The 24497-nt window shown below is 50.8% G+C and carries 31 protein-coding genes; 9 read left to right on the top strand and 22 right to left on the bottom strand.

Going from position 1 to position 24497, the window contains the following annotated elements; all coding sequences use genetic code 11:
* The first annotated feature begins 17 nt into the window (after positions 1–17).
* The gene (locus tag P40081_RS16355; protein ID WP_042136915.1) at positions 18–1256 is read left to right on the top strand and encodes a nucleotidyltransferase; all 1239 of its coding nucleotides are present in this window, start codon (positions 18–20) and stop codon (positions 1254–1256) included.
* Here the strand turns inward: P40081_RS16355 and P40081_RS16350 are convergent.
* Positions 1246–2286, bottom strand: coding sequence for a SepM family pheromone-processing serine protease (locus tag P40081_RS16350; RefSeq protein WP_052421855.1), 1041 nt, complete (start codon positions 2284–2286; stop codon positions 1246–1248). The genes P40081_RS16355 and P40081_RS16350 overlap by 11 nt on opposite strands.
* A gap of 160 nt (positions 2287–2446) precedes the next feature.
* On the opposite strand from P40081_RS16350, the gene P40081_RS16345 reads away from it, so the two are divergent.
* Positions 2447–3700, top strand: a complete 1254-nt coding sequence (locus tag P40081_RS16345; protein ID WP_042136914.1) for a nucleoside recognition domain-containing protein — start codon at positions 2447–2449, stop codon at positions 3698–3700.
* Here the strand turns inward: P40081_RS16345 and coaD are convergent.
* The 13 genes from coaD to P40081_RS16295 all read right to left on the bottom strand — a co-directional run bounded on the left by coaD (position 3672) and on the right by P40081_RS16295 (position 12393).
* Entirely contained in the window at positions 3672–4190 is a 519-nt protein-coding gene (gene coaD, locus P40081_RS16340; protein ID WP_144026102.1) for a pantetheine-phosphate adenylyltransferase, read from the bottom strand. The genes P40081_RS16345 and coaD overlap by 29 nt on opposite strands.
* Complete coding sequence (rsmD, locus tag P40081_RS16335; protein WP_042136912.1) at positions 4174–4782, bottom strand: 16S rRNA (guanine(966)-N(2))-methyltransferase RsmD; 609 nt, start codon at positions 4780–4782, stop codon at positions 4174–4176. The genes coaD and rsmD overlap by 17 nt, the downstream gene beginning before the upstream one ends.
* Positions 4783–5143: 361 nt before the next feature.
* Positions 5144–5281 (bottom strand): hypothetical protein, encoded by a 138-nt coding sequence (locus P40081_RS39370; RefSeq protein ID WP_231575374.1) that lies wholly within the window; start codon positions 5279–5281, stop codon positions 5144–5146.
* Positions 5274–5420, bottom strand: a complete 147-nt coding sequence (locus P40081_RS39365; RefSeq protein ID WP_231575373.1) for a hypothetical protein — start codon at positions 5418–5420, stop codon at positions 5274–5276. The genes P40081_RS39370 and P40081_RS39365 overlap by 8 nt, the downstream gene beginning before the upstream one ends.
* Positions 5421–5475: 55 nt before the next feature.
* The gene (locus tag P40081_RS37565) at positions 5476–7203 is read right to left on the bottom strand and encodes an alpha/beta fold hydrolase (protein WP_081969984.1); all 1728 of its coding nucleotides are present in this window, start codon (positions 7201–7203) and stop codon (positions 5476–5478) included.
* Positions 7204–7280: 77 nt separating this feature from the next.
* Positions 7281–7745, bottom strand: coding sequence for a GNAT family N-acetyltransferase (locus tag P40081_RS16320; protein ID WP_042136910.1), 465 nt, complete (start codon positions 7743–7745; stop codon positions 7281–7283).
* 52 nt (positions 7746–7797) lie between these two features.
* Positions 7798–8049 (bottom strand): hypothetical protein, encoded by a 252-nt coding sequence (locus tag P40081_RS16315; RefSeq protein WP_042136908.1) that lies wholly within the window; start codon positions 8047–8049, stop codon positions 7798–7800.
* A 141-nt stretch (positions 8050–8190) separates the two neighbouring features.
* Complete coding sequence (locus P40081_RS38535; protein WP_099052468.1) at positions 8191–8325, bottom strand: sporulation protein YjcZ; 135 nt, start codon at positions 8323–8325, stop codon at positions 8191–8193.
* Positions 8326–8476: 151 nt separating this feature from the next.
* Positions 8477–8899: a hypothetical protein gene (locus P40081_RS16310; protein ID WP_042136906.1), complete on the bottom strand. Its 423-nt coding sequence runs from the start codon at positions 8897–8899 to the stop codon at positions 8477–8479.
* 100 nt (positions 8900–8999) lie between these two features.
* Positions 9000–9281 carry a holin gene (locus P40081_RS16305; protein WP_039305999.1) on the bottom strand — a complete coding sequence of 94 codons (282 nt, stop codon included), beginning with the start codon at positions 9279–9281 and terminating at the stop codon, positions 9000–9002.
* A 5-nt stretch (positions 9282–9286) separates the two neighbouring features.
* Positions 9287–10090: a glycoside hydrolase family 73 protein gene (locus P40081_RS16300; protein WP_042136904.1), complete on the bottom strand. Its 804-nt coding sequence runs from the start codon at positions 10088–10090 to the stop codon at positions 9287–9289.
* Between the two features lie 145 nt (positions 10091–10235).
* The gene (locus P40081_RS39020; RefSeq protein ID WP_197073088.1) at positions 10236–10340 is read right to left on the bottom strand and encodes a sporulation protein YjcZ; all 105 of its coding nucleotides are present in this window, start codon (positions 10338–10340) and stop codon (positions 10236–10238) included.
* Between the two features lie 418 nt (positions 10341–10758).
* Positions 10759–12393, bottom strand: coding sequence for a sensor domain-containing diguanylate cyclase (locus P40081_RS16295; RefSeq protein ID WP_042136902.1), 1635 nt, complete (start codon positions 12391–12393; stop codon positions 10759–10761).
* 265 nt (positions 12394–12658) lie between these two features.
* Here P40081_RS16295 and P40081_RS16290 point away from each other — a divergent pair, with 265 nt between their 5' ends.
* A complete protein-coding gene (locus P40081_RS16290; RefSeq protein WP_231575372.1) occupies positions 12659–12946 on the top strand; it encodes a hypothetical protein in 288 nt (95 codons plus the stop codon).
* A gap of 127 nt (positions 12947–13073) precedes the next feature.
* Here P40081_RS16290 and P40081_RS16285 read toward each other — a convergent pair whose 3' ends face one another.
* On the bottom strand, positions 13074–13679 hold the full coding sequence (locus P40081_RS16285; RefSeq protein ID WP_042136898.1) for a pentapeptide repeat-containing protein: 606 nt from the start codon (positions 13677–13679) through the stop codon (positions 13074–13076).
* Positions 13680–13820: 141 nt separating this feature from the next.
* On the opposite strand from P40081_RS16285, the gene P40081_RS16280 reads away from it, so the two are divergent.
* Positions 13821–14204: a PilZ domain-containing protein gene (locus P40081_RS16280; protein ID WP_231575371.1), complete on the top strand. Its 384-nt coding sequence runs from the start codon at positions 13821–13823 to the stop codon at positions 14202–14204.
* Between the two features lie 92 nt (positions 14205–14296).
* Here the strand turns inward: P40081_RS16280 and P40081_RS16275 are convergent, their stop codons facing one another.
* The 5 genes from P40081_RS16275 to P40081_RS16255 are packed head-to-tail and all read right to left on the bottom strand — an operon-like array spanning position 14297 to position 17828.
* Positions 14297–15031, bottom strand: coding sequence for a hypothetical protein (locus P40081_RS16275; RefSeq protein WP_042136896.1), 735 nt, complete (start codon positions 15029–15031; stop codon positions 14297–14299).
* Positions 15025–15726, bottom strand: coding sequence for an ABC transporter ATP-binding protein (locus tag P40081_RS16270; protein ID WP_042136895.1), 702 nt, complete (start codon positions 15724–15726; stop codon positions 15025–15027). Before P40081_RS16270 ends, P40081_RS16275 begins: the two co-directional genes overlap by 7 nt.
* A gap of 14 nt (positions 15727–15740) precedes the next feature.
* A complete protein-coding gene (locus tag P40081_RS16265) occupies positions 15741–16115 on the bottom strand; it encodes a GntR family transcriptional regulator (protein WP_039306026.1) in 375 nt (124 codons plus the stop codon).
* The gene (locus P40081_RS16260) at positions 16115–16864 is read right to left on the bottom strand and encodes an ABC transporter permease (RefSeq protein ID WP_042136893.1); all 750 of its coding nucleotides are present in this window, start codon (positions 16862–16864) and stop codon (positions 16115–16117) included. The genes P40081_RS16265 and P40081_RS16260 overlap by 1 nt, the downstream gene beginning before the upstream one ends.
* A complete protein-coding gene (locus tag P40081_RS16255; protein WP_042136891.1) occupies positions 16857–17828 on the bottom strand; it encodes an ABC transporter ATP-binding protein in 972 nt (323 codons plus the stop codon). Before P40081_RS16255 ends, P40081_RS16260 begins: the two co-directional genes overlap by 8 nt.
* A gap of 260 nt (positions 17829–18088) precedes the next feature.
* On the opposite strand from P40081_RS16255, the gene P40081_RS16250 reads away from it, so the two are divergent.
* Positions 18089–18460 carry a hypothetical protein gene (locus P40081_RS16250; protein WP_042136889.1) on the top strand — a complete coding sequence of 124 codons (372 nt, stop codon included), beginning with the start codon at positions 18089–18091 and terminating at the stop codon, positions 18458–18460.
* 240 nt (positions 18461–18700) lie between these two features.
* Positions 18701–19633 (top strand): aminoglycoside phosphotransferase family protein, encoded by a 933-nt coding sequence (locus tag P40081_RS16245; protein ID WP_042136887.1) that lies wholly within the window; start codon positions 18701–18703, stop codon positions 19631–19633.
* Between the two features lie 104 nt (positions 19634–19737).
* On the opposite strand, the gene P40081_RS16240 is transcribed toward P40081_RS16245, so the two are convergent.
* Positions 19738–20703 (bottom strand): phosphotransferase enzyme family protein, encoded by a 966-nt coding sequence (locus tag P40081_RS16240; RefSeq protein ID WP_042136886.1) that lies wholly within the window; start codon positions 20701–20703, stop codon positions 19738–19740.
* Positions 20704–20793: 90 nt separating this feature from the next.
* Here P40081_RS16240 and P40081_RS16235 point away from each other — a divergent pair, with 90 nt between their 5' ends.
* Together P40081_RS16235 and P40081_RS16230 are read left to right on the top strand one after the other, a co-directional pair.
* Positions 20794–21174 carry a sigma factor gene (locus P40081_RS16235; RefSeq protein ID WP_081969983.1) on the top strand — a complete coding sequence of 127 codons (381 nt, stop codon included), beginning with the start codon at positions 20794–20796 and terminating at the stop codon, positions 21172–21174.
* Positions 21175–21257: 83 nt separating this feature from the next.
* Positions 21258–22163: a sulfurtransferase gene (locus P40081_RS16230; RefSeq protein WP_042136882.1), complete on the top strand. Its 906-nt coding sequence runs from the start codon at positions 21258–21260 to the stop codon at positions 22161–22163.
* A 104-nt stretch (positions 22164–22267) separates the two neighbouring features.
* Here P40081_RS16230 and P40081_RS16225 read toward each other — a convergent pair whose 3' ends face one another.
* On the bottom strand, positions 22268–23107 hold the full coding sequence (locus P40081_RS16225; RefSeq protein ID WP_042136880.1) for a helix-turn-helix transcriptional regulator: 840 nt from the start codon (positions 23105–23107) through the stop codon (positions 22268–22270).
* A 126-nt stretch (positions 23108–23233) separates the two neighbouring features.
* On the opposite strand from P40081_RS16225, the gene P40081_RS16220 reads away from it, so the two are divergent.
* Entirely contained in the window at positions 23234–24007 is a 774-nt protein-coding gene (locus tag P40081_RS16220) for an SDR family NAD(P)-dependent oxidoreductase (RefSeq protein WP_197074367.1), read from the top strand.
* Positions 24008–24497: the final 490 nt, after the last annotated feature.

The following is a 24497-nucleotide window of genomic DNA, read 5'->3' as shown; positions in this document are numbered from 1 at the left end:
TAGGGCGTGAAGCAAACGTGACAACTGTAGGCATTATAGCCGAATATAACCCTTTACATAACGGGCATGTTCACCATTTCAGCGAGGCCAAAAGAATCTCCGGAGCCGAAAGCTCCATCGTCATCATGAGCGGCCCGTTCACCCAGCGCGGCGAGCCGGCGGCGGTCAGCAAGCGCGCCCGCACCGAGATGGCGCTGCATATGGGCGCCGACCTCGTGATTGAGCTGCCGGTGGCGTATGCCGTCCAGCCGGCGGAATGGTTCGCCTTCGGAGCGGTATTCCTGCTGGAGGCGACCGGCGTCGTGGACAGCCTGTGCTTCGGCTCCGAAGCCGGCACTTTGGGCGCGCTGCTCCCCCTGGCGGGATTCCTGGCCGAGGAGAGCAGCGCGCTTAAGGACGAGATCCGCGCGCGCATGGCGCAGGGCGCGGGATTCCCCGCCGCATACAGCGCAGCTGCGGCGGCGGCCTGGAAGGCCTCTTTCATGGGAGAGGAGAAACCGGCAGATGCCGAAATTCTATTGCGGCAGCCCAACAACAGCCTCGGCCTGCACTACCTGATCGCGCTGCAGCGGCTCGGCAGCGCGATCAGGCCCTTCACCGTGCCGCGGACCGGCGCGGGCTTCCATGACCCGCTGCAGGGCGGGTCGTCCATTGCCAGTGCGACAGCAATCCGCAGGCTGCTGCAGGAAGGCGGCTCTCCGGCGGCATACATGCCGGAGTATAGCGTGTCCATCCTGGAGAGAGAGCATGCAGCGGGCCGGGGGCCGGTTATACTCGAGGACTTCCGGGCTCCGCTGCGCCACGTGCTCTCCACACACTCAGCAGCCGAGCTGCAGACGGTGCAGGATATGAATGAAGGGCTGGAGAACCGGATACTCCGCATCCTTCCCCAGCTCGGCAGGTTCACGGTCGCCGGTCTTCTGCAGGAGCTGAAGAGCAGACGCTACACCCATACACGGCTGCAGCGTCTTCTGCTTCATACTTTGCTGAATCACAGCAAAGAAGAAATGACCCCGGCCGCACTGGCCCAGGGTCCGGGTTATATCCGGGTTCTCGGCTTCCGGGAGAGCGGCCGCAGGCTGCTGAAGCAAATGAAGCAGCGCGCGGCACTTCCGGTAGTGACAAGCCCTGCGCGCTTCTCCCATCCCATGCTGGAGCGGGATCTGCAGGCGGCAGCTGTGTTCGCTGCTGCCTATGCCGATCCTGTACGAAATGATCTATACAGCGATTACCTGGAGCCGCCGGTCAGGATTTGATGACCGGCTGTTCTTCCATATATTTCAGCGCGTCTGACAGTGTCGATACCGGAATCAGCTTCATGTCGGTGCCGATCTGGTCAGCTTTCGCCTTGGCTTCTTCATAGTTTTTGACCGGAACAAAGAAGAATTCGGCACCTTTGCGGTCAGCAGCCACAATCTTATGCTTCACTCCGCCGATTGCCCCCACATTTCCCTCAGCATCTATTGTACCCGTACCTGCTACCCGGTGGCCCTTGGTCAAATCCCCCGGAGTGAGCCGGTTATAGATTTCCATGGTGAACATCAGTCCTGCGGAAGGTCCTCCTACATTCGTATCCACAAAACTGACGCCTTTCCCCTCTTCCTTAGGCTGTACCTTCTGAACGGCTCCGATAACAACCCCGAAGCCCGGCCGTCCGGCCGAGGTTTCTTTATCCTTAACCTCCACCAGCTTCACCTGCTCGGAAATTTCCTTGCCTCCACGCTGCAGGACTACCTCAACGGTATCGCCGATTTTGTATGCGGACAGCAAGGCGGACAGAGCCGCCGGATCGGCTGCGTGCTGTCCTTTTACACTGATAATCTTGTCGCCCGGCTTGAACTGGCCCTGATTGGTTGCATCCGGCACCGAGAACACGTACAAATAATCCACAATATCCTCATAGGGCACTTTGGCAGCATGATAAGCGGCCTGTACAGCATACGACTGTGAACTGTTCATATAAAAGACCTGCTCAGCCGCGTATTCCTGCTCCGTCTTATCCTGCAGGCGGGTCTCTTTCAGGACAACCTCTGCATTCGAGTTAAATACGGAGGCGACCAGAAGAGCCACATTGGCATAACTGGCGGATACGGTAGTCATCATGAACGTGCCCTGCTCCTCGGGATCAGCATTCTCCACCTTGATCATCGGGGCTACCTCGGAGGCGCTTCCCGGCTGATACACAATATACGGAGTATTCATAAAGACAGCAACATAGAGAATGACCACAAATGTAAATAAGTAGGCTGTGGCGCGGATACCCACACGGCGTTTCTGTTGCCTCAAGTCTCTTCCCCTTCTTTCCCGCGGCATGCAGCCCCGGCATTGGAATGTGCTGCCAGGAGCCGGGAGCTTCTCTCCGGCTGTGGCATGATGGTTGTCTCCCCTGCATAAATTGATAACAAGCTCTGCCCATGTCCTAAGCTATGAAGAGGTGATGCTACTAATGATTAACTTTACAATACGGCGGTTCTTCCGGGGTTCAGCTCCATTCCTATCAGGGGCGGCGGCGATCCTACTCGCTATAGCGATCGTCCTGGCACCGGAATCGTCATTCAAGGCTTCCCTTGCGGGACTGAAGCTCTGGTGGACCCTTGTCTTCCCGGCACTGCTGCCATTCCTGATCCTGTCAGAGATGCTGACCGCTTCAGGGTTCGTGCATGGCATCGGCGTCCTGTTGGAGCCGCTGATGAAACGCCTGTTCCGGCTTCCCGGAGCAGGCGGCTGGACGCTTGTGCTCGGAATCACCGCCGGCTTCCCGGCCGGAGCAGGAGCGGTGTTGCAGTTGCATAAGCAGGGGGACATCACGGACAAGGATGCCGGACGTCTGGCCTCCATGGTCCATTATGCCAGCCCGGTTACACTGCTTATTGTCGTCGGCACCGCTTTTCTGCACAGTCCGGCAGCCGGATATGCCCTGCTTGCCATTCACTGGCTGTCAGGCCTTGCCGCCGGATGGCTATCCGCTCTCTTCAGCGGAACGCGGAAGAGCAGCGGGGCCGCCGCCACTGTCAGCAGACTGCCCGGCAGCAGCCCGCACGCCAAAAAAGCATCCTTGCCCGGGCGAATCCATCAGGCGGCACTGGATGCCCGTGCCAGAGACGGACGGGGCTTCGGCAAGGTGCTCGGCGAATCTGTATCCGCCGCCGTCCAGAATCTGATGATCGTAGGCGGCTATATGATCATGTTCGCCGTAGTTATTAACATCATCACCAGGCTGCTGCCGCAGCTCCCGTCTCCGCTGGCTGCCGGAGTGTTTGAGATTCACCTCGGTGCCCATGCGTTAACCTCGGATTCTGCCAGCCCTGGAGGGTTCTTGTCCGGCAGTCTTCTCGGTCCCGCTTTTCTGTCAGCTCTGCTTGCCTGGAGCGGAATCTGCGCACAGCTTCAGGCGCTGACGGTGCTTAAACCGGCTAATGTCCGCTTTCTCCCGTTTGCTGCAGTCCGGTTATTGCATGGACTAACCGCCTTTGCACTAACCTTCCTGCTATGGAAGCCGCTCGTAAGTATCCGCGCCGCTGTACTTCCGGTCTTCACCGGTACCGGTTCAGGCAGTCCGGAACCCGGCTTGGGCACTGCAACCAGAATATGGAGCTTGTTCCCTCAGATCCTTAGTCTGCAGGGACTAATACTCCTGCTCCTGTTAAGCTTATCAGTGGCTCTAAAGCTTTTTACTTGGCGCCGCCATCCATCCGCTTGAACTTAAGCTTCATAGCCTGTTCCACTTCAGGCGTTACAAAATCCGAGACATTCCCGCCAAAGTGGGCAATTTCCTTAACCACACTTGAGCTAAGATAGGAATATCTCGGATTGGTCATCATAAATATCGTTTCCGCTTCGGGATCCAGATTATGATTAATGGATGCATTCTGCAGCTCATACTCAAAGTCCGTGACCGTACGGATTCCCCGGACAATCACCTGTGCATCCTTTTGCCGGACATAATTAACGAGCAGATCACGGAAGCTGTCGACCTCTACATTCGGGATGTCCGCTGTAGCCTGGCGCAGAAGCTCTGTGCGCTCCTCGACTGAAAATAACGGATTCTTACTTAAATTGTTCAGCACCGCCACAATCAGCCTGTCGAACTGTTTCGCTGCACGATGAATAATATCCATATGCCCCAGGGTTACCGGATCAAAGGTTCCGGGATAGATTGCCACACGCTCTTTTCTAATTTGCAGACTCATCATTAACCTCCTCGCCACTGACGGCAACTTCCTGCAGAGCAGCTTCATACTGATAGATTGAGATCGTAGTCTCCCCATATACGGATTGCCGTGTCCTGCTGAATCCCGGTATATTCTCCGGATATTCATAACCCGATTCATGCTCAAGCACAATTACGGCATCAGGCTTCAGCAGATTCTTGGCTGCCATCGTCATCATAAGCTCATCCCCGTGCTTCAGACGATACGGAGGGTCCAGAAATACAAGGTCAAACGCTCTCCCCCGCTTCTCCAGCGCAGCCAGTGCTCTTCCGGCATCATTGCGGTAGACTTCGGCCTGCGCCTCCACCTTGGCTGCCTTTAGATTCGCCCGCACAGTGTCGAGCGCCTTCTGCTCCATATCCACAAATACGGCTGCTTCCATCCCTCTGCTCAAGGCCTCAATCCCAAGCCCCCCGGTACCGGCATAGAGATCCAGCGCCGTTCCGCCTTCAAAATAAGGCCCGATCATACTGAATAAGGCTTCCTTCACTTTATCGGTTGTAGGCCGGGTGCCCTTGCCTGGAACACTCTTAAGCGGCCTGCCCTTTGCAGTGCCCGATATTACTCTCACCGATCATCCACCTGCTTTTATGTCTCTATTTATTATGCCGTTTCAGGGCATAAGTCCAAGCCTATAGTACCACAATTATTCCGTGAAATAAAAAGATTGTCCGACTTTGTCACAATGCGCAGTTCAGAAGTTTTGGAGAACGGATGTATAAAAGTCCGGCAACCGGGCCATCCTGTAACTATCGACATCGCAAAATGTCGTAGACAACCGCGGAGCAGGCTTACGTTTCCCCATAAGCTCTTCGTCCGGTTTCTCCTCTCCCATGAAAGAGGCTCCCGAAAGGGAGCCTCGATTTTTTGTGTGATGGGAAACCTATACGAAAAGAAAAGTCCGGCACCATGCAGTGCCGGACTAAGAAAATTTATTTAATTCTTTTAATGAGCGCCTCTTGCTCAATCGAGCGTGCCGAGAGGAGTTCGATAATCCGATGCTGATTCTCCAGAATGGACTCCATCCGGATTACCCGTTCATTGGTATCCAATACCGCACGTTTAATCAATTCCTGATCCTGCTTCAACTATTTGCACTTCTTGCTTCAAGCCGGTCTGTTCAGTCTCAATCCGTTCCAAGCGCTCATTCACAGGCTCTAATTCTTCACGAATGACGGATCTTAACAACTTTGCCAGATCATTATCCATGCGCCCGCTCCTTAAAACTTAATAAATAGATTGTACCAGAACCAAGCTTCTTATTCTACCTGCTCTGCTTCAAAATCCACTGCCCCATATCTTTAATCACCTGCTCATCGACCATACCCGGGACATTATATTCATCCGGTGTTCCTGCCCCCGCTCCTTCATAACCAACGAAGAAATGATTCAGGCCCGGATACAGCTCGAACTCTGCCAAGCTATTATTCTTCAGAACATCCTTCCAGAGCGGATAATCCACGTCCGCATAGACCTGGAAATCATCGCTTCCCTGCATAACAAGCACAGGTTTGGTCAGTTTCCGGCCCAGCTCGGCGGTACTGTGCTGATCCATTTCCTTAAAGTAATAGGCAGCTGCACCAAACACAGCCGGAGCTGCTTTGGCCTGCTCGTCTGTCAGTGCCGGCAGCGCCTTGGCTTTGGCCAGCTCCGCATTCACGCTGGAAGCGGCCTCTGCCTTAGCCGGGATAGCATCATCCAGCCTGGAGATCACTCTCATATTCTGGTCGTAGATAATCTCCCACAAGCTTCGCGGTGAGCCAGCAAGCAGGATTAACCCGGCGAAGTTACCGCCATCCGCATCGATTCTCGGGCCCAGCATCCCGCCCAGGCTGTGCCCGGCAAGATATACCTGCGCAGCATCCAGACGCTTGTCCTTCTTAAGCAGAGCTGCCGCTGCAATGGCATCTTCAACCGTTTCTTCCTTAACGGTAACCGATGCGGCAGCACTACCCATGAATTCCTGCGGATAGCTGTAGCCCCGCTTGTCATAACGCAGAACTGCAATTCCCTGCTCTGCAAGGCCATATGCGATGTCACGGAAGGGCTTGTACGCATATGCCGCTTCATTAAGATCAGAGATACCCGATCCGTGCACCAGTACTATAGAAGGCAAAGGCTTGCCGGTAGCTTTGGGGAGTGTCAGAATGCCCTTAAGCGGATGTGAGGTCCCTGCTCCTACTGTAACCGCTTCTTCGGTAACACCTGCCGGCAGAGCCAGCTCCGGCGCTGCTTGCGGATCTTCGTACGGAGCAAACCATAGTCCCTGAATCTGGCCACTGCTGTTAACTGTAAGCGTCACCGTGAGCTTTCTATGTGCAAATACAGCGGTACCGGACAGAGAATACCGCCCATTGTCACGGCTGCTTTTCAGTGAACCGACCTTACCATACTCTCCATAAGCAGCAGTAAATCCCTCCCAGACCTGCTGAAGTTTGAGACTCGACAAGTTATTCCGCACCTCTGTACTGAAGAACCGGTCTGATAATGCTTCATACTGGCCGGAGGCAAGCAGCTTCATTACTGACTCGGTATAATTCTGCGGTGTGCTTACTTCTGCCTGGGCGGAGCCCGGACCGGGCTTGGTGATATAGCCGATCTCATCCAGCAGCGGCAACGGCACATAGATACGATTGTTCTTCAGAACAGCTGCACCTTCAATGGTAAGTGTATCCTTTCCATTTAGGATAAACTGACCGCCTCCCAGCTTCATCAAGAGCTCTATACCGCTGAGCTTGATTTGCAGACTGGAGCTCTCTTTTATGTAAGCCGTCTGAAACCCCAAAGCTTCCCCCGCCTTACGGACAGGCACCATGATCATTGTACCCTCCAGATATGGCGCCTCGGCTGCAGGGAACTTCAATACTTCACCGTTCACACTCAGAGTTACTTTGTTATCCGCTGCCTGCGCTACCCGCGGTGTGACAAAGCCCGCAGATAACAGCAGAGAGCAGGCCAGCATGGACAACAAGAATCGTCTTGGTCTTCTCATTGATTACAACTCCCTTCAATAATCACATCCTTTTGTTTATACGGGGCGTTTGGCAGATAGTTACATAATTCACAAACTTATTTTCCGCCATTCAAGTCCTGTGATAAGCGCACCATATCCCTGCAATGTATGCCATTTTCATATATGATCTCCGCGTAGTGTCTGGTGAAAAAATCAAAATCTATGCCAACGATCCGAAAGCCGCATTTTTGATATAACGCCAGCTGCCCCACACTTGAATTCCCCGTCCCCAGTTCAATAGTTGTATAGCCCGTTTGCTTCGCCGTCTCAATAGCCTGCTGCACCAGCATCTTGCCGATCCCTTTGCCCTGATGCTCTTCAGCAACCGCCACATTCACCAGCTCGGCTGTATCCGGCCGGGTAGGCAGCAGCACATACACACCCAATACCTCCTCATCCTGGACAGCAATATAGCAGTCTCCACTAGTGAGGTAGTTCTTCACCAATGATACGGACGGATCGGCGGACAGCAGCAAATCCATCGGCGGCAATTCGCCGGGCAGCAATTTCCTGATATCCATACATGCCTCCTTGTTCTGAAACATCAAATCCTGTATCTCAACCAGCGTAAATTCAAATTCTGCCCGATTCTTTCAATAAAATAAAATCATGGCCGCGCCGGGTCATCTTCATTCCGGCAGTCCGGACGGTTACAGTGCCATTGCCAGCTCTCAGGAAGCTCACATTCTCCACCATCCGGCTGTCCACAAGCTCCTCCATAATATCGGCATACGCCCCGGCCTCCAGCCCCATTTCATCCTGACCGACCGGCTTGTCCAGTTCAATCCGCTTAAGTATGGCATAGACCAATTCCTTCTCTTCCATGAAGCACCTCTTTCATAACTGCACTGATTGCCATGAAGACAATGACTACTATTATCGCATATTTCTGCCAGACATAGCTAATCAGAAAAAAAGCGCAGTCCCAAGGCCTTAGCCCCGGACTGCGCTGCCTTACGTTAAGTTCTAGTAGAAGCAGGCACTCAGAATAATGACCAGCAGGATATAAAGTACCAGAATCGCACCGGTTGAAGTCCAAGGACTTACCGGAACCACATTAACGCCGCCTACATTACCACCGTATCCGCAATCTGCACCCATGAGATTACCTCCTTCAAAATGATGACTACAGAACAGAATATGAGCAGAATGCCTTAACAGATTGGGCGAAACGGTCAAAATTTGGGGGTATGTACAAGGGCATCCTGCCCGCCCGGTCAACCGAACCGGACAGGATGCATGAATCTGTAGATTAATCGGAAACCAGAATTCCGTCAAAGCTCTCAGGACCTACACGGACCGTACCGAGAAGGTTAGAGGTGATGAATGCAGTATAAGTCAGTTGCGGAGTAATCGGCGGAATGAAGTCATCCGCAGAGAACGTAATAACCTGTGGAGCCAACACACTAAGGCTGAAAGTTGAGGTGGCAGAATACACAAGCGGATCCGTGGGCAAAGTTCCTCTTACAATACTAATAGTGACACCAACCAGTGCAAGCGGAAGCGACACAGATACCGTACCTTTAAGAATTACACGCGGATTCGTCGTTACACCTTGAGTGATAAGACCAATCTGCCCAAATAGCTGGGGAGCATTGATAACCAGAATCGGTATTGCAATAGAGTTGGCAGTACTGGCATTCTGCGAAGTTCTTCCATCAACATAAGTTCCCATATCAAGCACCTCCTTTCTTCATATACAGTGTATTAACAAGTCCCCGGGAATGCTTGGATATATCGCCAATGCACATCTCCCCATATCAAGAGCAGCCTGCTTAGTCTTCCTTGGTAGTCCCACCACGCTTGTTAAACGCCAGTTCAAACAATCCTGTCGCCGACAATCCCGCAAGCCCGCCTGCCCATAAACGCAGAATAAGGTTCATGTCTGTAAAAGGATAGGCTACAGCTCCGACCAGCAGACCAATACCCAGTCCCACTGCGGGAACAACGTTGCGCGGAAGATTCACACTGTTCTTCACCAGTTGAACCAGTGCCATCACAAAGACGGCCAACAGCGAAGCAAACGCCAGCACATTGTTAAGCGCATCGTTGTACATAAGTTCTACACCTCCTTCCTGGTAACCAGCAGTCCGGCCCTGTTCAGCACCGTCAATATCCGGTAGAAATCATAGCTTCCTCCCGTAGGGGTATCGAGTAATCCCGCTGCCACCGCTGCCTGAACCGCCGGCTCTGCCCAGGCAGGTATACTGACTGCAGCACGGCCTTCTATTGCGGTAACCCTTTCTGCTACTCCTTTAATTGCCTGTCCCTGTTCCAGAACACCTGTTTTGAGTGTATCCCGGCTCACTGTAAGTCCTGCCAGCAATACCCGCATCTCCTGAAGCTCCGTTTCCAGAGTCGCAAGCCTTTGTTTATCTTCAGCCGACATCTCCTCATCCTCCTTCAGCTCATCGTATTGATACAAGTTATAAGCATCCATAATCTGAATCAGCTTTGACGCGTAGTTCGGATCGGTCGCATACCCTGCAGCGGCAATCTCCCTGGCAGCCGTTCTGCCGTCCGCTCCAATCACCTTGCTGTATAAGTCCCGGTTCCAGGATACGCCCTGGGCAATCAGCGCAGAATGGTCGGCCACAGACTCACCCCAGTTATTGTAGGCTCTGAAAAGCGCAGATACCTGCACAGCTTGGCCGTTCCTATATTCCGTAGTCCGGATTGATAAGCTTCCGGCGGGTCCGCTGCCTTTGATGCCAAACAGATTACTAGCCTTCACGGTCAGGCTGCTGTTCCCCCAGCCGGATTCCAGCGCGGCCTGGGCAATTGTCAGGGAAGCCGCAATATGACTGCGCTGCATATCAGCCAAGGCAAAGGAGACCATTCGGGAGATAAACTCAGAATCCGTCATTTCATCACATCCCTTCCTACTATATTAAATGCTCGTTCAGTTAAGCTGCCTGTGCTTATCCCTGTTACTCCAGGGTCATTTATGCAAAAAGCGCCGGAGCTCCCGCTCCGGCGCTTCTTTAAGTTATTCGTCCGGTTAGCTTCAGCTAAAATACGCTGAGGATAATAACCAGCAAGATAAACAGTACCAAAATGGTAGCAGCAGACGTTCCAATACAGCCATAGCCGTAACCAGCCACATTCTCTCCCATTACAATTCCTCCCTCAGCCTGTGCCGTCATTATGTCTTTCCTTAGCATCATATGCCTGAGGTCCTGAAAAAACTGGGCTGATGCACAATATGGTAATTATAAGCAAAAAAAGTATTGTGAAATCTTCCATCGTAGCGTAAACTAGTAATAATTAACTATATCGGAGGGACTAATTTACTATGCCTTCATATTATTTTAAGGAATTCTGGACACCGCTGAGTTGGGTAGGTATTAAGTTTTTCCGGGATGACGAAGGATTTCTATGGGTTAAATGGTGGTCTAAGCCACGCAAGAGATTACGCTGACTTCGTTAGATACATATCTGCATATAGTTCTCTATAACCAGAATGCCAAATAACCTCTCTCTGTCATTTGACGGAGAAAGGTTATTTGCTGTGATGAATATGCGTTGGAGAACTTAAGAAGCCGCCTCAAAAGTAATCCGGTTCTTTCCGCTCCGCTTGGAAATGTATAATGCTTCATCCGCCAGCCGCAGGGTTTCAACAGTGTCGCTGCCCCCGTCCGGTGTCCATACTGCCGCGCCTACACTACAGCCGACATGCAGATTCTCGCCTCTGATCACAATGGGCAGATTGATTTTACTGATAATCCGTGAAGCCACAATTTCTGCCTCCTTCATAGGTTTGCCGGCAGAAGTATTAAGAATAATAACGAACTCATCCCCGCCCAGCCGGGCTACGATTTCATTATCACGTGTACAGTCCATCAGTCTGAAGGCTACCTCCTGCAGCAAGGCGTCGCCGATTGCATGGCCGAAGGTATCATTTACTTTTTTGAAGCCGTCCAGATCAAGGTATAAGAAACTAAGCGTTGTGCGGTTCTGCTTGGCTTTGCTGACCGCATGGGCCAGAAATTCATCCAGCGCTGCCCGGTTGGGCAAGCCCGTAAGCTTGTCATGCAGCGCCATGTCCGACATGTAGCTCAGCTTGTTCTCTGTCTTGGTCAGATTATTCACCAGGTTGCGCAGTGACGCAGATAGAATCGCCACATCCTTGAACCGGGTCGAGGATGGAATCTCCACATCAGCACCGGAGCTGAGCAGATCGGCTGTACGGGTAATGTTCCTCAGCGGACGGCTGATCCATCCGGCCAGCAGCCAGCCGATAACCGCGAAGACAGCTGCGGTAACCAGTCCGCTGATCAGAATAAAGCGCTCAAGCTGATGCACCGAGGCAAAGGCAATATCCGCTGGCTGGCGGATAATGACCGACCAGCCCAGCCCGGGATAATTCAGATAGCCGTCCCCGTAGGCATAGCCGGTCAGATAGGAGTCCTGATTCCGCTCCTGTTCAATAATCCATGAACTATTACCGCTGCGGGCTTTCTGCAGCACTTCATTCGGCATTCTTTTGCCGACGAGTGCCTCGGGACCGAGAAGGATCGTGTCATCTTTCCTGCTGACTACAAACACTTGCACGCCCTTCAGGCGCTCCTTGAGCGGAGTCACAATGGAAGCCTCGACTTCACGCGACCACTCCCAGCTGAGGTGTGCAGCCAGTACACCGCTTGTCCGGCCTTGCTTGTCAGTAACCGGCACACTCACATCCACAAACTGCAAGGCTTCGCCGGTAGGATTGGGAAGCAGCTTGGAGAGCAGCACCGCATCATGTACATCACCGGTGAAGGTCCCCTTCAGGCCTTCCTGAAACACCGGCCGCTGGCTAATATTCGTACCCTGGAGTATATGATCTGTGGAAGAAAGGACATTCCCTTTATTATCGAGGAAACCCACCCAGGTGAACACCGGCAGACTCTTCTTCAGCTGATCGAGCAATCCGCTGACCTCTGAGGAGTCAACCGGCTCCTGAAATGCATTAAGCTTGCTTAATACCTCCACTTCTCCGGAACGCGACCACATGAAATGATCAAGCTTCTCAGACATTTGGTAGGCTTCTTCCGCCAGAGAGCTGCCAATGCTGACCTCTACGGACTGTGTAGACCGGTTGCCGATAACATAGCTGAGCAATGCCGTTAACAGGATGATAATGACCGCAAAAGCCGTTGAAAATAACGTACGCAAATTTAAAGACATTCACATTCTCCTCTTCGGAAGACCTTTTCATAGCACCGACCGCCGAGGTTGCCTGGTAGCTCACTCTATGTCGAAAAGGGTCGATAATTATTTATCGGAAGGAATAAGCGGAAATATAATACAGCTTCCGGCAGACTTGCGGATTTCCTTAATTTAGCTCATAGGTTGTATCAATATTGTGCTGAGTTTCGCGGATGATAGTGTTTACATTTTGGCATTATAGTATAATCTGCCCTGTAGCACATGCCACCTTAAGGAGTGATTGATGATGACAGAACAATTTGAGATGTATGATGATCCGTTCAAGATGCTTATTCTGCTGGCAACGCTTATATCGGAGAAACAGGGGACCGAACTGAAATTTGAGCATGTTCCTTCTTATGAGAATGAGGTTTTTGCCATTGAACACCAGAGATTCCTCTACAAAAAAGACGGCACGGAAATTACCTGGTTTGAGTTCCTGGGCAGAGATATCGCCTCTTCCAGCGATCTGACCCGTTCCCAGTACAACAAAATGTTCGTAAACTGCATGGCTTCACTCTATAGCCTCTAATTCTTCTCTAAGTTACATAAAGGCAGCTCCAACAAACACTGCAGCCCTGCCGTCCCGTTCCGGGGCGGCAGTTCGTTTATTGCTCACTTAACCAGGTATATAGTGAACAGTCGGCCAGACCCTCCGCTTATCCCACCTTGGCTCCCATCGAGCGGGCCAGCAGCACAGCCTGCTCCACATCCAGCCGTACCCCTTTAAGATCAAGACTCTTCAGGTCAATCCCCTCCAGCTTGGCACCCTGCAGATCCGCTCCTGCAAGCTGGCACTGCGCAAGCTGTACACGGCTTAAGTCGGCACCGCGCAGATCCGCTTTTTGCAAATTGCAGCCCTGCATATCCGCTTCGGCGAACCGGATGCCCCGCAGATCCTGCCTGCTGAGATTCAGATGTCGCAGATTCGTATAAGCCCAGTCCCCTCCGGTGAGAGTAATCCCATCCATATAGGCATTCGCGAAATCGGAACCAATCATCTTACAATTCTCGAACTTCGACACAAACAGATTCGCCCCGGTAAACTTGCAATTGGTAAAAGCCCCGTCTCTATGCAGTGAAGCATTCAGCAGTGCACCGGTAAAATCACAATTCACAAACCGGCAGCCGCTGGAGGTCATTTCTTCCATGGAAGCCCCTCTGAACGAGCAGTGTTCAAAGGTGCAACCGTTCATCTCTCCATCCTGCATATTGGCATAGTCAAAATTTTGATTCTGAAAAGTTTCATTGTGGTACTGATACATAATGTTTTGACCCCTCTTCTTATGGGTATTGAATCTAAAGTTTTGAATACCGGATTATAATTTATTTTTAAATATACTACTTTAGGAGATTGTCCAAGTGTAGCCGTTTCGATATAATAGCAAATAAACTCGCGGAGGTAAATGATGGATGACTCCAGCAGAAAAGAACCGTTCCGTTATGTTATGAACCAGCCCATCGATTGCTGGCTTGAAATCCCGGCCAGTAATAACGGGCCCGGAGCCGGAAAATTGACGGAAGGCATCCTGCTAGACCTTAGCCGTTCCGGCTGTAAGGTACGTACTTCTCTGAACCTCCGTTTCACTGCAGGCGATACGAAGCTGATTATACATTTCCAGCTGGCGGAAGAGAAGCTTCAGTATGAAGGAAGTGTCCGCTGGGGCTGGATGTTCGGCCTTGGACAATTCCAGTACGGGGTAAGACTTGATCTGCAGGAAGCCGAGGAAGAACAGCTGCTGCGGGAGCTGGAGATCTGGACCCACGGCAGAAGGGCTCAAGGATTGTAGCTGTAATTTGCACAAAAACGAAAGCAAGGCTGACATCGTCAGCCTTGCTTTCTCGTTGATTAGACATATTCGCAGGGCAGCTCCCTATGCGATCAAACTTCAATTCTTTTTTTCACCATTACAACCATTGAATAGATCAGTATAATAGCAACTACAAATTCGAACAGAAGCGGCCATTGATTCGTAGAGAGGTATCTGATCGTTACTCCGCTGTCTGGCCGCAGATTATTCTCGTAAATCTCAAAATTAAAGGTATTGTCCAGACCAATGAAATAGCTGTCGAACATAAACTTTTCAAGATAGGCTATACCATTCTGCAGAAGTGTGAGGATCACAATCCCTATCCATACTCTCCCCTTGAAGCGAAAGCTTAATGCTACAGTAATAGAGAACATAACCATAATCATCATGAAACCAACTGACCACATAAACTGCAATAAACATCTTAAGCCAACTGACACTATATTATCCGGCAGGAAATCCAGCGGGTAGATCAGCTGGTAAATGCCAAAATGCACCAGACCGAGAGCAATCACCGTCAAGATTAGCAGTAGCGCAAACAGCAACGGTGACATGACCGTCTGCAGGGCAGTAACCGGGATAAGCCGCCGCTGGTAAGACTTCAGATTCCGGAAATAACTGAATACAGCTATAAATACAAGCGCCAATGTAAGTATAAAGTAGATAACCAGATTCAGCGAAATTAGTTGTTCATTGACCTTAGTGCTGGATATCCAAATCGCAGGCTGAACCAGCAGAGCAATAACAATAAAGACGAGGATCCGTTCCCTTCTGCGTCTCAGGTCATATTTTAACAGCTTCAGCATTCGGCAAACACCTCTCTGAACAGCTCATCTATACTTTTTCCGCGCTCGAGTCTGAGCTCTTCCACTTCGCGCTGGAGAACGATCTCCCCGTTTTTCAAGAAAATAACCTCGTCAAAAATCCGTTCGATATCGTTCACCAGGTGTGTAGAGATCAGAATACTGCTGTCTTCCTCATAGAACTCCATCAGCGCATTGAGAATTTTGGTCCGTGCTACAGGGTCGACACCGCCGATTGGCTCATCCAGCATGTAGAGTCTGGCCCGGCGCGACAGCGCAAGGGTGAGCTGGAGACGTTCGTTCATCCCTTTGGATAACGTCCGGACCTTATCCTGTACTCTGAGATTCATGAAATCGAGCATCCGCTGTGCTTTGGCCTGATCGAAGTCCGGGTAGAAATCCCGCTGGAACTTCAACGCATCCCCCACATTCATCCAAGACTCCGTAACGGGAACATCAGGCATGAAGGATACAAGCTTCCGGCTCTCCACCCCAATGGGAACACCGAGGACTGAAATCCGGCCTGAGCCCGGCTGTGCCAATCCTGCGATCAGCTTCATGAGGGTGCTTTTGCCGCTGCCGTTGCTGCCGAGCAGTCCGGTAATTCTGCCTGCGCCCAGTGTAAAGGAGACATTGCCCAGCGCTTGTTTGGAGCCGAACTTCTTGGTCACGCCCTGTACTTCAAGTAACTCATCCACTCTTGGTAATCCCCCTATTCTTGGCCACGCTGATGTATATTCTCCGCTACGGCCGCCAGAATATCTTCACCCTGGAAGCCGAGCTCCTGCATGCCGCGGATAAAACGGTCCAGCACATCCTGTGCCATTTCCTTCTTGATGGTCAGAATCGTCTCTTCTCTTCCGGTAACATATCTGCCCATGCCGCGGCGGGTCTCCACGATTGTCTCACGCTCCAGTTCCTGAAAGGTTCTTTGTACCGTATTCGGATTAATCTGCAGTTCTGCGGCCAATTCACGTACTGAGGGGATTTTGTCACCGGGCTTCAGCTTGCCTGTGATGATCTCCCCTTTGATGTAATTCATGATCTGAAGATAAATCGGCTGGTTGTTATCAAATTCGATAACCATCAAGCAACATCCCTGCGTCTGAAGACCGCAAATCCCGCGAGCAGGAACAACGCCATATATATGCACAGCAGCACAATGGAGAAGTTCAACGTCATTCCCGGCATCGGCGCACCGCCATCTTTATAAGCTGCGAGATTGAGGTTCGGGAAAAGGAAGTATTTATAGAAATCACGGTAGATGATGATTTTATCTATGGTAGTGGCAAAGATAGTCGCACCGATCGTTACTCCTGTTGATCGGGTCAGTATTCCAAGCATAAATCCGATCGTGGCATACACGATGCAGTATACGGATGAGTACAACAGTGAGGTAAGGATATCGCTGAGTCCTGAATCCCCTCCGCTGAGTCCAAAGAAGATCATTCCTGAGACAAACAGCGCGATTGTCGCAATCAGCAGCATACTCAATGAATAGAGCAGTACGGTTACATATTTAGAGGCCAGTATCGCAGTCCGGCTGCGGGCCCGGATCAGCAGAAACTTGATGGTCCCCTGGCTGTATTCTTTGGACACTATCCCAGCTATCCCTACAATGACGAGGATCACCAGCACCTGGCCGATTCCTGTAGGCAGCAGTGAGTCTGCTGTGAATTCCGCCGCGGAGGCATACGTATCCGCCCCTGCCACCGTGTGCACAATATAACCTATCACAAATACCATCAGCACCAGAAGGGCATATGGAACAGTAAAGCTGCGTTTCTTCGATATTTTGAGCCATTCATTCAGTACGAGCTGATTAAATTTACGCAATGCGGTTACCCCCTGTCCATTTCAGGAAATCATCTTCCAGGCTCTGTTTATTCTCGGTAATCCGGTATACCCCAACCTTGGCTTCACTGAGTGCAGCCACAAGCTCCGGAACATTCCTGTCGGGCAGGCTTACATGCAGCTCGGAGTGAGCTTCATCTGTCCCGGTAACCTCCACACCCTGCAATGCTTCGGCAACAGTACGCGCGTTCCCGGCATTATCCACCCGGATGGTAAGGGCTACTTCACTGCGCGCTTCCGGCGCCTCAGCAAGCTGCGTAACCGTTACAAGCTTCCCGTTCTGAATTACAACCGCGCGGTGGCAGATCTGTTCAATCTCGGCCAGCATATGGCTGGAGATCAGTATTGCAATGCCCTCCACCTCGGCAATCGTGCGCATATAATCGCGCATTTCCCGGATTCCGGCGGGGTCCAGCCCGTTGGTCGGTTCATCCAGAATGAGCAGCTTCGGCGAATGCAGCAGGGCCTGGGCGATGCCAAGACGCTGGCGCATACCCAGCGAATACGCTTTTACCTTCTTATCCATCGCTTCCTGCAGTCCAACCAGCGCCACAACTTCATCAATCCGCGATTCTCCGGCCCCGTCACTCATCCGCAGATACTGCTTCAGATTGTCATAACCGGTCATATGGGGATAAAACTCCGGGTTCTCGATGATCGCTCCGATCTGCGAGATGGCCCGCTTGAAATCCTTGCGTATGCTGTGCCCATGAATAAGGACATCTCCTCCGCTCATTCGGATAAGTCCGGTCATCATGCGGATGGTGGTCGTTTTACCCGCCCCGTTCGGACCCAGCAGTCCGATAATCTCCCCTCTGCGGATATCGAAGCTAAGGTTATCTACTATTGCCTTCCCTTTTATCACCTTGCTGACGCCTTGCATTTCCAATACGGTTTCTTCCTTCATGGGACCTGACAGCCCTTGATTACGAGTGGACGAATTCATGACAGCCTCCTAATGTAGTACGGGATTGTTAATGTTTCCAAGTGCGCATTTGAATTATCGTGTCGGTGTGTTAGTTAAATAGTACACTAGACATTTCAATCTGTAAAGCCCGTTTGTGAATTTTTTCCTTATCCTCTCCGGAAACAGGCTATTCATGCGGGGGGTTTAACCATACCAGTCTTCCAAAGCAATCATAAAATAGTATTGCAACTGACAGTATCGTACTGCATTTGCCATTCCAGCTTCGAGGAGGAGTTCGCATGGACAAAGAGGTTCATATCTCACAGACTTATCCACGGCTGACCGTGTACAGCGAAGAAAATTACCGGGGAAGAAGCAGAATTTACAGGGGCAATCTGGGTATCCGTAATACAGACAATATTCTGGACGGAATCGAAAGTCTCCGTTTCTTCTCCACCAGCAGCAATGCTACGCTCGTCCTGTTCAGCAGAACCCGGTTCAGAGGCAGCTTCCGTGTGCTTCGCGGGAACCACAGCATCCGTGATCTGGATGACTTTATCTCCGGCAACGATGTAGAGTCGATTATCTCAACTAACCAAAGGCTGACCCTGGCACAAATCCGCAGCATCCGCAGCAGCGGAAATCTGCCTTCGGGTTACCGGCTGATCTAGTAGCATCCGCAAGACAAATAGGGCACCCTCCGGTATCACCCAGCTGGAGTGCGCCCTATTTGGTTGTTCAAGGCTGTCAGCCGGACTGTTATTAACATTCAAACTGTACGGCATCACTATTAGGTAAGAGACAAATTCAAGGGCGGCAGGCAGTAAAGAAAAATATCCGCGGACTGAACAATATGATATGTTAGAAATGTCAATAGTATCCGGCAACGCTTGAGGAGGATTAGGATAAGCATGCTCAATCTAGAAATATATCCACCTGAATTAAGCGGATTGGTTCTATCCGCCATTGGCCCCTTTCAAGTCATAGCTAATTTAAGATTAAATAGCGTAAGGACAGGAGTCTGGAAGCTTAGTTCAGACACCGGCAACAAATGTTATTACTTAAAAACCTATACCAGAAAACAAAGATGGCATCCGGAAGTTTTTGCTTATACTCATTGGACAGGTTACTTGAAGCCGTATGTACCAGAGCTGATCAGTTCCTTTGAGGGCTATGAATGGCAAGCGATATTGATAACTTCGATTAATGGAACAATCCTGAGAGAAGCGGAACTAAGTTCCGCAGCTAATGAAGCTGCTTACCTTAAGGCTGGTGAACTTACAAGAGTCTTACATCATTCAGAGAATGGCCGTTGGTTTGGCCGCCCCGATAAGAATGGAAATCCAATTGAGTTATACCATAATGCAGACCCGGTTCAATATGTATCCAATTCAATTATTGATATTTGTAAGCGCTGTACTCAGGAAGGGTTGTTGCAATCTTCAGAGATCGAGTTAACCCATTGGGCTCTTCAGAACACTCAAATTTTTGAGCCTGCTAAACCAGTCCCCATAAGCTGGGATTCTACACCAGGGAATTGGCTGGTTGATAACAACGGTATTTTCACCGGAATGATTGATTTTGAAAATATGTTATGGGGTATTGATGTGGATAACTTCTCCATTCTATTCGGGCGGTATTTCAAAGATAATAAACGTGCTATGAAAGCATATTTTGAAGGCTATGGAGCCGAGATACTTAAGGAGAGGAATATAGAAGTGCAAATCTGCTGCATTAAGATGGCAATTGGCGATATATATTGGGGCACCCTCAACAAACAGCCGAACGTCATCCATTATGGCAGGGAGCTTTTACATAGAATTTATGATAATAATTTATTATAAGATTGAACGCAGCCATAAAGACCCGTAAGAAGCTCTCTCAGCTTAGTGTCTTTCTTACAGGTCTTATTTTTTATGCGCTCGCTTATAAGCAAATAGAATTCCAGCTACAGCTTCCCGCCCGACATCTGAAGCACCTCTGCCGCGAGCACAGGTATCTGCTCCTGCAGCACATTCACTTCATCAATGCCTTTCCAGTAACGGGTGACAAAATGAAGAAAGACGTCGACCTTACGCAGCAGGATCAGCGTCGGAATCGCTGTGAATTCTTCTGCAGTAAGCATGATCTTGCGGCTGAAGCCCCGCCAGAAATCACGGATAATCCGCTCTTCCTCTTCATGGCACAGCATTCCGGACAAGATGACCGCAGCCTCCATGGCCCGTACATCCCAGGTACAGAACTCAAAATCAAGCAGCGCCGTCACCTGCGCAGCATCCTCCGTATCAACCAGCAGGTTAGAGGCATTAAGATCGCCATGCACCAGCTGGTGGGGTAACTCCTCCAGTTGCTCCAGTGAGTCTGCCACACCTTCATAAGCCTCAACCAGCACTTTCAGTTCGGGCAGCAAACCCTGGAGAGGTTCAGGCGGATTCAACAACAGGTCGCGGAGCGCTTCCCGGGTGCACAGCGGGTACGAACGCCCCAGCTCATAGTAGGGCCTGTATACAGGAGGGGTCTCCGGCTTCACATCAGCAAGCACAGCAGATAATGTCCCGGCTGCCTCACCGAACGACTCATAGAAGCCGGAATCCTGTTCAGCGGGAGATTCACCATCAATATAGCCGAACAGGCAAGCGAACTTTCCTTCCCCCTCTTCAAGCTGGACCATCGTTTCCCCTGTGGAGGTAAGAATGGGAACGGGGGTTTTAAACGGCAAATCCAGTATAGCCAGCTTCTGCAGCACGGCATGCTCGAACTCTATTTTATTCCGCTCCCTATGTGTATCATAGATTCTTAGTACAGCGCGGCGGGCGTCCTTGTCCACGAAGTAGGTGGTGTTATTCCAGCCTCCGCTCCGCTTCCTTAACGTTCCATTCCACTCCGGCCAGGCCTGGCTTACAATGTTATTCATAGGCTTGTGCCCCTTTCTCTTTTTTTGTGCTGATATGTAACGAATCTTCCGCAGTCGGGTCTTATCTATGTAAGATGGTGAACCGAGGAAATTACGCAAGAAACGTTTGTCAAAGCAGTGAAAAATATTAACCAGTTCAAAGGCAATTGTAAAATCAGTGTCTGGCTCTGTCAAATCGCTAAAAATACCTACTTCACTTATATGGAGAAGGAAAAACGCCGGGATCCCGCTGAGCCACAGGAAAAGCTGCAGGTAATTAAATCGCGAAAATTCGCAGAGCTCGGGCTTGGCAACAGATATGACACCATAGATCTCGAATTATTAAACGCTAACCGGACCAACCCCTCCACTCAAATCAAAGCCATCTATTATGGCCCCAAGGATAATAATCCGATCCTGATCTGGAAGCAGGGCATGGATCTGCCTCCCGCAACTGCAGCCGTTGAAGCCCAATTCGCAGAACAGAATTAACTGTTAGTGAGCATATTCTGCCAAGCTGTGGTTTTTCCGCTATAATGAAATTCATATTGAAATATGCAAAGGATGGGATACTTATGGACGCAACTGTTACCAAACGCTGGCTGCTGGCAAGGCTCTATGAGCCGGAGCAGACCATCATCGACTGCCGCTTCACCCTGGGCAAACCCGAAGCAGGCCGGGAGAGCTACGAACAAGAGCATATTCCAGGCGCGGTCTATCTCGATCTGAAGCTGGATCTGTCCAGTCCGGTTACCGAACACGGCGGACGCCACCCGCTTCCCGATCCGGAGGTGCTGGCGGCACGGCTCGCGAAGCTCGGAATCGGGAACGATTCCCGTATCGTTGCCTATGACGATGAGAGCGGCATGAACGCTGCCCGGCTGTGGTGGCTGCTGCGCTACCTCGGGCATGAACAGGTTTTCATTCTGGAAGGCGGCTTCAGTGCCTGGAAGGCTGAGAAATATCCGGTGACGGATCATCAGCCGGTGCGGGTGCCGAGTACTTTTACGGCAAATCTGCAGCCTCATATGCTGGTGGATGTTGAAGAGGTTCGCCGCGTGTCGGTGAAGACGGCTGGTTTCGGGACTCAAGATGGGGCCGATACCGGGAATACTGCTGGCGTTGCCGCTTCGCTCTCGGCTCTCCCTATCCTGATTGATTCCCGCGCGAATGACCGTTATCAGGGTATGAATGAAACCCTGGACCCGGTCGGGGGGCATATCCCCGGTGCGGTCAACTACTTCTGGAAAGAAACGCAAAACGCGGGCGGCAGCTTCAAGAGCGCCGATGAGCTTGCGGAGCATTTTGCCGGAATGGACAAGAACGCGGAGATTATCGTCTACTGCGGGTCCGGCGTAACCGCCTGCCCGAATGTGCTCGCGCTGGAGAAGGCTGGATTCAAGAAGGTGCGGCTGTATGCGGGAAGCTGGAGCGACTGGATTAGTTATGAGGAGAATCCGGTGGCTACTGGGGAAGTGTAACCACGAGTATAAAACTTAAGCCCGCGAGCGACGCGGGCTTTTTGTGCTGCAGGATTTATCAACTATGCAAACTGTACAGCATGGGACTACCTAATAAATGACGATTACAAAGCGGAATTACCCAACAGTAAATAATGCTTCAACCTGGATTTTGTTGCAGTAAGCGGTATATAGATCATGATCCGTTGATCCGGGTCATTGGGGAATTGAAGGGTGATATGCTCAAACTCTAAAGCTCCAAGAACGGGGTGAGAAAGTTTCTTATACCCATCAAGGGTTCTAGGTGCCTCATGATTCTGCCACATCCGTGTAAAATCGGAACTTACTCGTTTCAGATCGTCGATTAATCTGTCGAATGAAGCATCTTCCAAGTAACGGGCTCTCGCCGTACGGAACTCGGCAATCATTCTCTGTGAAACGGATTCCCAATCCTCTGATCCTTCTCTCCAAATAGGGTCTGTGAATTGACGCCAGATCAAATTGTAATTATGCGGCGACGAGGACTCAGGAATCGTAAACACCGCATCTGCTGCTATATTCCAGGCCAAAAAATCCCATTTCCTACCAATCACATAGGCCGGATTCGGATTTAATTCGTCCAGCATTGCCTGAATAAATGGATTGATCTTCTCTTCAGCAGCATCCCAATGAGGGGGCAACGACTCTCCTGCGAGCAGAAAGAGATGCCGCTGCTCATTGGGTGTTAGCTTGAGCGCTGAAGCCAGGCTCTCCAGCACGCTCACCGATGGACGGATATCACGTCCTTGCTCCAGACGGGTATACCATGATGGGCCAATGTTGGCGAGCTGAGCAACTTCTTCGCGGCGCAGGCCATGTGTCCGGCGACGGTTACCGGTCGGCAGCCCAACATCGAGGGGAGAGATCGACGCTCTCAGACTTCGCAGAAAATTACCCAGAGCTATACGACGTTCACTATCATTCATCAGGAATCCCCCTTATCCTAGCACTCATAAACCTACCATTAAGCAGGCTCTCGTCGAAAAATCATAGTCAAAGTATACTCAAGGTGATCGGTGATATCAATATGCCTAAGACAAAGGAGAATGAACATGACAAGCAATTCTACGCAATTGTTGACGAACAAAGTGATAATGATTACAGGTTCCGGACGAGGAATTGGAGCTGCGGCAGCAAAGCTATTTGCTCAGCAAGGTGCTTCGGTGATGCTCGTCGCGAGAACAGAATCCGAGCTGCTCAAAGTCAGAGATGAAATTACGGCATCCGGCGGAGAGGCAGATTATTTCACAGCCGATCTGTCAGCTGCAAGCAACATTGAGAAAGCTGTCAAAGCGACAGTGGAACGATATGGCCGCCTTGATGGTGCTTTCAATAATGCAGGCATCGGAGTCACGGTTTCCTCGTTGCTCGATGAAAATGAAGAAGATTTTGACTTGATTCAGTCTGTAAATTATAAAGGAGTCTGGTTGTCTATGAAGGCCCAGATTAAGGCTATGTTAGAGACCTCGGGATCAGGCGCAATTGTCAATACCAGCAGTGTGGGCAGCCTTAAGGGGAATCCGGGGTTAGGAGCGTATGGGGCATCTAAACGGGGAGTAAACAGCCTGACTCAAACGGCTGCTATTGAGTATGGGCCAGTTGGCATCCGTGTCAATGCAATTGCCCCTGGGACCACGATGACGGATATGATTCAGCAATGGGTTTCCATCAACCCTGAAATTATCGAACAAATCAGCGCCAAAACACCTCTTCGGCGTCCGGCTGAACCCCTTGAGATCGCGCAGGCAGCGGCTTGGCTGCTTAGTGATTACGCCTCTTTCATTACGGGGGTTATCCTGCCGGTTGACGGTGGGCTAAGCGCATAAAAACCCGGTGGCAAAGGAAAACGACTAGGTTTCACTACCGGGAATACAGGTGAATCCCGGCAAGGTTGCCGCTTGGAGAAGAAGCTCCCAGCGGCGCTTTTCCATGCCTGCAGAGCCAAGTTTTGAGGAGTAGACATTACCTACGTTCACATGCCTGCAGCAAGAATTGTTATATAAAATTATGCTTCCAGCTTACTCAGCTTATCCTCATAAGACTTGCCAGTGCTTTTCTCCAGTTCAGCGATCGCTTTTAGTTGCATTTCAGTCGCTGGCTGCGCTTGAATCAGGTGGCTACGGTGGAAGCATAAAAGAAACGAAGGATTTAGATAAGCATTTTGGTGGACTGGACCGGGTGAGGGGTATGCAGCACGGTTCAGTTCATTTTGAATGCGGAGAACGGAGTGGCGAGGCGTATAATAATACTCTGTCTCCCTCTGACCTTCTCATGTTTGCCGCGTCCCTCCTATGGAAATAATCATACTGATGATAT

The organism is Paenibacillus sp. FSL P4-0081 (genome assembly GCF_000758565.1).
GTDB classification, from domain to species: domain Bacteria; phylum Bacillota; class Bacilli; order Paenibacillales; family Paenibacillaceae; genus Paenibacillus_AQ; species Paenibacillus_AQ phytohabitans.
This window is presented reverse-complemented; position numbering and strand designations above follow the sequence as displayed.